7 protein-coding genes and 1 pseudogene are annotated in these 11,171 nt (G+C 44.2%); 6 read left to right on the forward strand and 2 right to left on the reverse strand.

Annotated features, from left to right (window positions below; translation table 11 throughout):
* Positions 1-197 precede the first annotated feature (197 nt).
* Complete coding sequence (locus LC574_RS08490) at positions 198-1,910, forward strand: diflavin flavoprotein (protein ID WP_229452860.1); 1,713 nt, start codon at positions 198-200, stop codon at positions 1,908-1,910.
* A gap of 238 nt (positions 1,911-2,148) precedes the next feature.
* Here LC574_RS08490 and LC574_RS08495 read toward each other — a convergent pair whose 3' ends face one another.
* The gene (locus LC574_RS08495; protein ID WP_229452862.1) at positions 2,149-2,424 is read right to left on the reverse strand and encodes a hypothetical protein; all 276 of its coding nucleotides are present in this window, start codon (positions 2,422-2,424) and stop codon (positions 2,149-2,151) included.
* Positions 2,425-2,613: 189 nt separating this feature from the next.
* On the opposite strand from LC574_RS08495, the gene LC574_RS08500 reads away from it, so the two are divergent.
* The 3 genes from LC574_RS08500 to LC574_RS08510 all read left to right on the forward strand — a co-directional run bounded on the left by LC574_RS08500 (position 2,614) and on the right by LC574_RS08510 (position 6,882).
* A complete protein-coding gene (locus LC574_RS08500; protein ID WP_229452864.1) occupies positions 2,614-3,840 on the forward strand; it encodes a TIGR03032 family protein in 1,227 nt (408 codons plus the stop codon).
* A gap of 22 nt (positions 3,841-3,862) precedes the next feature.
* Positions 3,863-6,313 carry an Ig-like domain-containing protein gene (locus tag LC574_RS08505; RefSeq protein ID WP_229452865.1) on the forward strand — a complete coding sequence of 817 codons (2,451 nt, stop codon included), beginning with the start codon at positions 3,863-3,865 and terminating at the stop codon, positions 6,311-6,313.
* Positions 6,314-6,702: 389 nt separating this feature from the next.
* Positions 6,703-6,882 carry a hypothetical protein gene (locus tag LC574_RS08510; RefSeq protein ID WP_229452867.1) on the forward strand — a complete coding sequence of 60 codons (180 nt, stop codon included), beginning with the start codon at positions 6,703-6,705 and terminating at the stop codon, positions 6,880-6,882.
* 20 nt (positions 6,883-6,902) lie between these two features.
* Here the strand turns inward: LC574_RS08510 and LC574_RS08515 are convergent, their stop codons facing one another.
* Positions 6,903-8,195 (reverse strand): dicarboxylate/amino acid:cation symporter, encoded by a 1,293-nt coding sequence (locus LC574_RS08515; protein ID WP_229452869.1) that lies wholly within the window; start codon positions 8,193-8,195, stop codon positions 6,903-6,905.
* Between the two features lie 193 nt (positions 8,196-8,388).
* Here LC574_RS08515 and LC574_RS08520 point away from each other — a divergent pair, with 193 nt between their 5' ends.
* Entirely contained in the window at positions 8,389-11,019 is a 2,631-nt protein-coding gene (locus LC574_RS08520) for a DNA polymerase III subunit alpha (protein ID WP_229452876.1), read from the forward strand.
* Positions 11,009-11,171: pseudogene (locus LC574_RS08525) on the forward strand (hypothetical protein); the annotation flags it as partial. The gene LC574_RS08520 and the pseudogene LC574_RS08525, both read left to right, overlap by 11 nt.

The following is an 11,171-nucleotide window of genomic DNA, read 5'->3' on the forward strand; positions in this document are numbered from 1 at the left end:
AAAAACGCCCAAGCTATAGCAAGGGTTTCAGGCTATGGTTTAGCCAAGATGTTTAGCCATGTTAACGTATTAGTGTGTCAAATATATTTTGACGGATATCAAGACATTTGAGAAACACAAAAAACTCATTCCCCACTCCCCATTCCCCATTCCCCACTCCCCACTCCCCACTCCCCACTCCCCATTCTTCAAACGCTATGACCAATTCCAAGCCACGCGACGTACAAGTTTTACCAATTGCTACAAATACTAAAGCTGTCAGAGCGCGTAGTTGGTCACGTCTGCGGTTTGAAATTGAATACGCACTTGAAAGAGGTACTACCTCCAATTGCTATTTAATTGAAGCTGATAAAACCGCACTTATTGATCCACCGCCAGAAAGCTTTACCGAAATTTATTTAGAGGTATTGCGGCAGACTTTAGATTTGCAAAGTTTGGATTATATAATCCTGGGTCATTTTAGTCCCAATCGAGTTGCAACCCTCAAAGCAATTTTAGAACTGGCACCACAGGTAACTTTTGTCTGTTCTCTTCCCGGTGCGAACAATTTGCGTGCTGCTTTCCTAGATTGTGATTTGAAAGTCTTGGTGATGCGGGGGAAAGAAACTCTGGATTTAGGCAAGGGTCATGTTTTGAAATTCTTACCCACTCCCAGTCCACGTTGGCCGGAAGGACTTTGTACCTACGATCAGCAAACCCAAATTCTCTACACAGATAAGTTATTTGCAACTCATCTCTGTGGTGATGAAGTGTTTGATGATAACTGGGAAGCGCTTAAAGAAGACCAGCGTTACTACTTTAACTGCCTGATGGCTCCCCAAATTCCTCATGTGCAAGCAGCTTTGGAGAAAATCTCAGATTTGCAGGTGAGAATGTATGCTGTGGGTCACGGCCCCTTAGTACGCACCGGCTTAATTGAACTTACCAAAGCTTATGGAGAGTGGAGCCGTTCTCACAACGATCGCGAGATTTCCGTTGCCCTACTTTATGCTTCAGCTTACGGGAATACGGCGACTTTAGCACAAGCGATCGCTCTGGGACTAACTAAAGGTGGAGTTGCAGTCAAATCGATTAACTGCGAATTTGCTACCCCTGATGAAGTTCGCATCAACCTAGCACAGTCAGAGGGTTTTATCATTGGTTCTCCTACCATCGGTGGTCATGCGCCAACTCCTATTCATACTGCTTTAGGTATTGTGCTATCAAGCGGTGACAACAGCAAACTCGCTGGGGTTTTTGGTTCCTACGGCTGGAGTGGCGAAGCATTTGACTTAATCGAAGGTAAACTCCGGGATGCTGGATATCGGTTTGGCTTTGACACCTTGAAGGTCAAGTTTAAACCTGATGATGTCACTCTCAAGTTCTGTGAAGAACTTGGTACAGACTTCGCCCAAGCACTGAAAAAGGCTAAAAAGGTACGCGTACCACAACAAGCCGCTACTCCAGTGGAACAGGCTGTTGGTCGGATTGTTGGTTCCGTCTGCGTGGTGACAGCGAAACAAGGAGAAGTGTCTACCGCAATGTTAGGCGCTTGGGTTTCTCAAGCCACCTTCAACCCACCCGGATTAACTGTTGCGATCGCCAAAGACCGAGCGATCGAATCTTTGATGTATCCAGGCGGTAAGTTTGCCTTAAATATTTTACCTGAAGGCAATCATCAAGACTACATGAAGCATTTCCGTAAATCTTTTGCGCCTGGGGAAGACCGATTTGCCAACTTTAGTACAGCAGTTGCAGATAACGGCTGTACCGTCCTCACCGACGCGTTAGCATATTTGGAATGTTCAGTCAACCAACGTCTGGAATGTGGCGACCACTGGGTTGTGTATGCAACTGTGGATGAAGGTAAATTACTCAAGCCTGATGCTGTAACTGCTATCAACCATCGTAAAACTGGCACTCATTATTAGATAGTGAGAAATTTACAGCATTTTTCAGGTATTTAGACCACAGATGAGACAGGGAGTAGGGAGTGGGGAGTAGGGAGTGGTGTAGTTCAATTACTTGAAAAGCGCTGTAACTTAAGGGAACGGCTTTAGCTTAAATATAGCCAAGGCGTTTTATTAGAAAAATCCTTTTTTTCCTGTGGGATGGACATCTTGTCCGTCCCATTTTTTTGTCAAGATGCAGAGTCCGCCCAAGAGAATTTTAGTTATTGACTAAGTACAGCATTTCATTAATTCGTAGCGAATTAAATTTGACAATACCCTGCAATACCAATGCATCGGCTGACAATGCCAATGCATCGGCTGACAATGCCAATGCATCGGCTGACAATGCCAATGCATCGGCTGACAATGCCAATGCATCGGCTGACAATGCCAATGCATCGGCTGACAATGCCAATGCATCGGCTGACAATGCCAATGCATCGGCTAACAATGCCAATGCATCGGCTGACAATGCCAATGCGTCCCCTTGCATTAAAAACGCTACGATTTTACGCAAAGCTGTACTAAGCTATCTATCTCTAGACAGATATTGGAAGTTTTAAGTTTTAGATTACACACGATATACTTTTATATTACAAAACCATCTATTGTATTAAAAGGACTCCGACAAAACTCTGGTAGATTTCTGAAATGAGGAACCAGTGGCTAGGAAATGTGCCGAGTGCGATCGCTCAAAGCAGATGACGGAACTGCTGTTGCTGGTGTATTGCCTAGCTTACATCCAAGAGTAGGAGCATCCTTGCCCTGCGGCGAAATTATCACCGACCGAACACCAGAGTTATCAAGGAGTCTAAGCCAAGTGAATCCTAATGAGGGCAACATTAACAAACCATCTCTAGAAATCAACGCTTCTCGCCAGTTTACCCCTTGGCTGTATGAGCAAAACCTGAGTTTGTCCTTCACTACCTATCAAGCGGGGAAGTTATTCTTCATCGGCTTGCAACCAAACGGCAAATTATCTGTATTTGAACGTAGTTTTGAGCGGTGCATGGGGTTGTATGCTAATGGCAACAGCCTCTACATGAGTTCCCTGTATCAACTGTGGCGATTTGAAAACATCATCCAACCCGGACAAAACCACCAAGGCTACGATGCTCTTTATTTGCCCCAGATGAGTTATGTAACAGGAGATTTGGATATTCACGACATCGCTTTGAGTAGAGCAGAAGAAAAAGATTTAAATCCACAAAAATTAGTATTTGTCAATACCTTATTTAGTTGTTTGGCAACAGTCAGCGAAACCCACAGTTTCGTTCCTCTGTGGCAACCAACCTTTATCAGCAAGCTAGCGGCGGAAGATCGATGTCACCTGAATGGGTTGGCAATGCAGCAAGGAAAACCTAAATACGTCACTGCCGTCAGCCAGTCTGATGTAGGAGAAGGCTGGCGAGAGCATCGGGCAAATGGCGGCTGTGTCATTGACGTAGAAAGCAATGAAATCGTGTTACAGGGGCTGTCTATGCCCCACTCCCCCCGATGGCATCAGGAAAAACTCTGGCTGCTCAACTCAGGCGCGGGAGAGTTTGGCTTTGCCGACTTAAAGCGGGGAGTTTTTGAACCAGTCGCCTTCTGTCCGGGATATCTGCGCGGTTGTGTATTTTATGGCAACTTTGCAGTAGTGGGAATTTCCCAACCCAGGCATAACAAGACCTTTAGCGGTTTGCCCCTAGACGAGAAATTGCACCAGAAAAACGTTGAGCCTCGCTGCGCGTTACTGGTGATTGACCTGAGAAGCGGCGATATTGTTCATTCCCTGCGAATGGAGGGGGTAGTGCTGGAATTATATGACGTGGTAGCACTTTTGGGGGTACGTCGTCCAATGGCGATCGGATTTCGCAGCGACGAAATTCGGCGAGTAGTAACGGTGGGAGCGGATCAAAATTTCTAATAATTTAGAGGAATCAAGAGCAATGGCATCTAATCCAGCAGTTTTCAACCTTTCTGACCTTGACGGCAACAATGGTTTTGCGATCGCTTGGTCTTACCCAGACGCATCATCTAGTAGTGCCGGAGATATCAACGGCGACGGCTTCGATGACCTGATTATTCAGGCGGGAGCAGATGACTACGTAGTATTTGGCAGCAGCAACGGCTTTGGAGCAGTTTTCAACCTCTCGTCCCTGGATGGCAACAACGGCTTCGTGATCAATGTAAGTAAAGATTTCGGCTCCTCTGTCACCAGTGCCGGAGACATCAACGGCGACGGCATCGACGACCTGATTATCGGGGCATTGTTTGCCGATCCTAACGGACAGTATAATGCTGGGGAGACCTACGTAGTGTTTGGCAGCAGCAACGGCTTTGGATCAGTTCTCAACCTCTCGTCCCTGGATGGCAACAACGGTTTCGTAATCAACGGCATTGATGAGCGTGATTACTCAGGCCACTCCGTTAGTAGTGCCGGAGACTTCAATGGTGATGGCATCGACGATTTGATTATCGGGGCGACAGGTGCCGACCCCAACGGTAAAGAACGTGCTGGGGAGAGCTACGTAGTGTTTGGCAGCAGCAACGGCTTTGGAGCAGTTGTCAACCTTTCCGACCTCAATGGCAGCAACGGCTTCGTGATCAATGGTATTGATGAGCGTGACTACTCAGGCTCCTCTGTTAGTAGTGCCGGAGACATCAACGGCGACGGCTTCGATGACCTGATTATTAAAGCACCAGGTGCCGAGTCATTTGCTGGGGAGAGCTACGTGGTCTTTGGCAGCAGCAGTGGCTTTGAATCGGTCTTTAGCCTCTCATCTCTGAACGGCAGCAACGGCTTTATCAACGACATTGATGGAACACTCAGCAGCGCCGGAGACTTCAACGGTGACGGTTTTGATGACCTCGTTATCTGGACAACAAATAACATCCGCGGACCGGAGACTGTTGGGGAGAGCTACGTAGTGTTTGGCAACAGCATCGGCTTTGGAGCAGTCCTCAGTCTCTCAGACCTCAACAGCAGCAACAGCTTCGTAATCAACCCCATTATTCCAGGTGACGGTTTAGGCTCCTGGGTCAGCAGTGCCGGAGATTTCAACGGTGACGGCTTTGATGACCTAATTATCGGCGCAAAATATTCTGAGCAGAACTACGTAGTGTTTGGCAGCAGCGGTGGCTTTGGAGCAGTGCTCAATCTCTCGGATCTCAACGGCAGCAACGGCTTGGTGATTAAAGCCATTAACGTAGATAGCTACTCACGCTCCTGGGTCAGCAGTGCCGGAGATTTCAACGGCGATGGCTTTGATGACGTGAGTATCGGGCAAGGTTTTGATCGAATCTACACTAAACCTGATGGAAAGAGATACGTCATTTTTGGCTTTGCCACTACTACAACTCCTAATCAACCTCCAGTCGCAGTTGCCGACACAGCTACTATTAACGAAGATACTGCCCTTAACATTTCAGTCTTAGCCAACGACAGCGACCCGGATAGCAATCCCTTAACGGTGACAAATGTCAATGGTAGTACGGTGACTGTTGGCACTCCTATTACCCTAAGTTCTGGTGCTTTACTGACTCTCAACGCTGATGGCACTTTTGCTTACAACCCCAACGATCAATTTGAAACTTTGGGTGTAGGTGAAACCGATAGCGATCGCTTTACTTACACAATCAGCGATGGTAGCTTTAGTAGTACAGCTAGCGTCAACCTAACCATCAACGGTGTGAATGACGCACCAGTTGCAGTCAATGATACTGTTACTGCTTCCAAAAATACTGCTGTGAGTATACAAGCTAATACCTTGCTGGCTAATGATAAAGATGTTGATAGCACCAGCCTCACCATCACTGGTGTCAGCGCTGCAACTAACGGCACTGCGGTGCTGAAAAATAACGGCACTCCCAATAACTCAGCAGATGACTTTATTGTGTTTACCCCAACTTGTGGGTTTAGTGGTGCGGCTAGCTTTAACTACACCATTAGCGATCGCCAACTCACCAGCACTGCTAAAGTTACTATCCAAGTAGGCGATCGCCTTTTTGGTGGCAACGGCAATGATGTCCTCCACGGCACTCCTGGTAATGACTACCTCAATGGCGGCAATGGCAAAGATAAACTTTACGGTGGTAATGGCAAAGACACCCTCAATGGCGGCAATGGTAACGACCTTTTGTGCGGTAGTCTTGGTAGCGATATCCTCACGGGTGGTAATGGCAAGGATAAATTTGTCTTCGCTGCTGGAAAAGGTACTGATATTATTACCGACTTTTGCAAAGGCAACGATTTGATTGGCTTGTCTGGTGGTCTGACCTTCAATCAACTAAGTTTCGCTGGTAACAACATCATAGTGACTGCTACTGATGAAATCTTGGCAACGCTAACTGGCATTAGTACCACAACACTCACTGTCGCTAATTTTACTATTCTCTAATATTAATGGGAGCAAGACTTTGCTCCCATTAAAAAGCAATAATTACTATAGAACCAGCCTTACGATCAAACTGACTATAAATTCACAGTTAGTAACAGAAATTACAAATATTTTGTAAACTATAATTCGACACCTCAACGCCACACTACCGAGTGAAGATTCTGGATGGCAATGCGATCGCTTCTAAAAATCTTTGTAACAGATGAATTGACTGTGCAATTTCAGTATTAAAGCGGAAACAACATAAACTCACTTACTGAAATTCCGCAATTGCCACCAGGACAACTGCAAAAACGCAGTGTAGCCTTTAACTAGAAAAACAGCATCAGGCAATTGTTAAACAAAATGCCAACTTTCACCACTAAACTTTTATAATATTTGTTGTTCTTATGACTCCAAAACACACCAAAATTCAATTTCCCCTTTGGCACTATCTGAATCAGCCTTTATTTAGTCAGGATACTAAATTAGTATTGAATCCCCAACGCTTTGCATTGATCTGGCGTCTTCGACTTCTAGAACGCTGCTGGGCTAAAGAATGTGATGCCAAAGGGCCTCAACAGCATTAAATACTTCAAAAGCCGTAAAACTAAGCCTCGTCTACAGAATGAGGCTTTTTGCCATCAAGTAAAGCACTGACAGTCATATCTCCCATAACATTAATCGCAGTGCGGCAGCGATCCAGAAACCAGTCTACAGTAACTAGCAAAGCAATATATTGGGTAGGTAAGCCTACAGAAGTGAACACCAGTGTCATCGTTACCAGTCCAGCATTGGGAATATTCGCCGCACCTACAGATGCAAAAATTGAGGTAAGGATAACAATTAACTGCTGTCCTAGACTCAGATGTTGCCCAATTAGTTGGGAAATATACAATGCAGACATTGCTTCATAGAGGGCAGTACCATCATTATTGAAATTTGCCCCTACTAATGCCCCCAAGGCAGCAGAAGATTCTCTTAAACCGACTTTTGTTTGCAAAACCTCAAAGGTTACGGGCATTGCCGCCGCAGAGGAAGAAGTTGAGAAAGCTGTCAAAAAGGCATCAGAACCGCCAACGAGGAATTTTAGCGGGTGTACCCAAGAACCAAATTTTACTCTGGTAAGGTAGTAGCACGCCTGCAATAACAGCGCTAATAGCACCGATACGATAAATGCACCCAAAGATTTAAACGGTGCAAATCCTTGCATAGCAACTGTTTTAGCAACAATCCCAAAGACTGCCAAAGGCACTAAGGCAATTACCCAGTTGAGGACACGGACTACCGCCTCAAACAAAATCCCGATGACATCCTCTATCGGCTGGTATCCTTTTTTTCCTTGAGCAATTTGTTCAGATTTTAATGCCCGCAGGACGATGCCAAAACTCAGGGCAATCACAATTAGTTGGATGACATTATTATCAACTAATGGCTTCAGGACAGCTTCCGGTACAGCATCTTTGACTATTCCCCAAGGATCAACACTCTGAGTAGTTATTTCTGTAGTTGTTGAGGTGGCTACATTGCCCCAAGTCCCTGGACGCAGCACATTTGCTACGAGAAGCCCAACTAAAATAGCTACAGTAGTGTTAGTTAAAAGTAGCACTGCTAACCGCCGTCCGGCTGTACCAGGGATATTCGTAGTCATTAAGGTGTGCAGCACCGCTACCAAAATCAGGGGCGTAGCTAGGGCGCGGAGAGCCTTTAGCACCAACTCTGCCGGAATTGCTAAATTGTTGATTAAAGTGGCATTGCTTGGATTGGGATTCCCTGCACCAAGGGCAATTCCAACACTAACTGCGGCTACTAGGGCGATGAGAATTTGCAATGTGAGAGGGATACGCTGCCACCAAGGGCTAGCTTTGGTTTTAGGCGAAGTAGTACTCTCTTTTTGAATCATTAGTTAGATGCTGATTAATTGCTGTAACTATTAAAACAACACTTATGACAGTGACAATTTCGGAAAAATAACAGCTTTAATTTTAGGTAAAAACTGTTAATCTAAGATTTCGTTGCTTTGCAAAATCTAGCTCGAAAGGGTATACCACAAGGTAGACCTCTAGAGATATCTTGGCTTGTGGTTGGAGATGCTTATGTCCTTTGTCCCTTTACATATTCATAGTGACTACAGTCTACTTGATGGGGCAAGTCAGCTACCAGAGTTGGTGGATCAAGCGATCGCACTGGGAATGAAAGCGATCGCCCTTACCGATCATGGTGTCATGTATGGGGCGGTTGAATTGTTCAAAATCTGCCGTAGTCAAAATATTAAGCCGATTATTGGCAATGAAATGTATGTAATTAACGGCGATATCGAGAAACAAGAACGCCGTCCGAAATATCATCAAGTCGTTTTAGCTAAAAATACCAAAGGTTACAAAAATTTAGTCAAATTAACCACTATTTCTCACCTCAAAGGTGTTCAAGGCAAAGGAATTTTTTCTCGTCCTTGTATTAATAAAGATTTACTAAAACAATATCATGAAGGCTTGATTGTCACCAGCGCTTGCTTGGGTGGAGAAGTTCCCCAAGCAATTCTCAGTGGTAGACCAGATGCAGCCCGAAAAGTTGCTCAGTGGTATAAAGATGTATTTGGTGATGATTATTATCTAGAAATTCAAGATCACGGTTCCCAAGAAGACCGGATTGTGAATGTTGAAATCGTCAAAATTGCGCGGGAACTAGGGATTAAATTTGTTGCTACCAATGATTCGCATTTTATTTCTTGTTTTGACGTTGAAGCCCATGATGCCTTGCTATGTATTCAAACTGGTAAGCTAATTATTGAAGATAAGCGGATGCGTTATAGCGGCACAGAGTATCTCAAATCTGGTGAGGAGATGCAGCAGCTATTTCGTGACCATTTACCGGATGATGTAATTGCCGAAGCGATCGCCACTACTGAAGAGGTTGCCGCTAAAGTCGAGCCTTACAATATTATGGGTGAGCCTCAGATTCCTACACCCCCCATTCCTTCTGGTCATACTGCTGACACTTACGCTGAAGATGTTGCATGGAGTGGACTTTTAGAACGGTTAAATCGCAAATCTCGCAATGAAGTCGATTCCGTTTATAAAGAAAGATTGGAATACGAACTGAAAATGATTCAGCAGATGGGTTTTTCCAAATACTTTTTAGTGGTATGGGACTACATCAAATTTGCTAGAGATAATAACATTCCTGTGGGGCCAGGTCGGGGTTCTGCGGCTGGGTCATTAGTTGCATACTCGATGCGAATTACCAACATTGACCCTGTGCATCATGGGTTACTATTTGAACGTTTTCTGAACCCAGAACGTAAATCTATGCCTGATATTGATACGGATTTCTGTATTGAACAACGGGATAAAGTAATTGAATATGTAACTGATAAATATGGTGCAGATAGAGTTGCCCAAATTATTACTTTTAACCGCCTAACTTCTAAAGCCGTTTTGAAAGATGTCGCCAGGGTATTAAATATTCCCTATGGTGAAGCTGACAAAATGGCGAAATTAATTCCTGTAGTGCGGGGAAAACCAACGAAACTCAAGGTGATGATTTCCGACCAAACTCCAGAACCAGAGTTTAAACAAAAATATGAGAAAGAACCCCATGTTCGCCATTGGCTTGATATGGCAATGCGAATTGAAGGAACTAACAAAACTTTTGGTGTTCACGCAGCCGGTGTAGTAATTTCTGCCGATCCACTTGATGAAATTGTCCCTCTACAAAAGAATAATGACGGTTCGGTGATTACCCAGTATTTCATGGAAGACCTAGAATCAATGGGTTTGTTAAAAATGGATTTTCTGGGTTTACGGAACCTGACGCTAATTCAAAAAACCCTTGATTTAATTCAAGAAACTAAAGGATATCCTGTTGATCCTGATGAAATCACCTACCAGGAAAGAAGAGCACAGAAGATATTAGCTAAAGGTGAACATAGCGCCCTACCTAACGAAGTGAGAAAAACTTATGAATTATTAGAAGCAGGTAACTTAGAAGGGATATTTCAATTAGAATCTTCTGGGATGCGTCAAATCGTGGAAGATTTGAAACCTTCTAATATAGAAGATATTTCTTCAATTTTGGCACTTTATCGACCTGGGCCATTAGATGCGAAACTGATTCCTAAATTTATTGACCGTAAACATGGTCGAGAACAGATTGATTATCAACATACCATTTTAGAACCAATATTAGACGAAACCTATGGAATTATGGTCTATCAAGAGCAAATCATGAAAATTGCTCAGGATATGGCGGGATATTCTTTAGGACAAGCTGACTTGCTGCGTCGGGCAATGGGTAAAAAGAAAGTTTCTGAGATGCAAAAGCAGCGAGAAAAATTCGTGGATGGCGCAGCGAAAAACGGTGTTCAGAAAAAAGTTGCGGATGAATTATTTGAGCAAATGTTAAAGTTTGCTGAATATTGTTTAAGCTATGACACAGAAATCTTGACAGTAGAATATGGATTATTGCTGATTGGAGAGATTGTAGAAAAAGGCATTGAGTGTACTGTGTACAGCGTTGATAATAATAGAAATATTTACACCCAACCTATAGCACAGTGGCACGATCGCGGACAACAAGAGGTGTTTGAGTATTGCTTGGAAGATGGTTCAATAATTCGGGCAACAAAAGACCATAAATTTATGACTGTTGATGGTCAAATGTTGCCAATTGATGAAATATTTGAACGCGAATTGGATTTGATGCGGGTTGTGGGGAGTGGGGGATGAGGAGCACTTGAGTGGAGTTCAAAGCCTCGTTAACGGAGTTCAAAGACTCGTTAACGGAGTTCAAAGACTCGTTAACGGAGTTCAAAGACTCGTTAACGGAGTTCAAAGACTCGTTAACGGAGTTCAAAGACTCGTTAACGGAGTTCAAAGAC

The organism is Nostoc sp. CHAB 5715, assembly GCF_020829685.1.
Lineage (GTDB): Bacteria > Cyanobacteriota > Cyanobacteriia > Cyanobacteriales > Nostocaceae > Nostoc.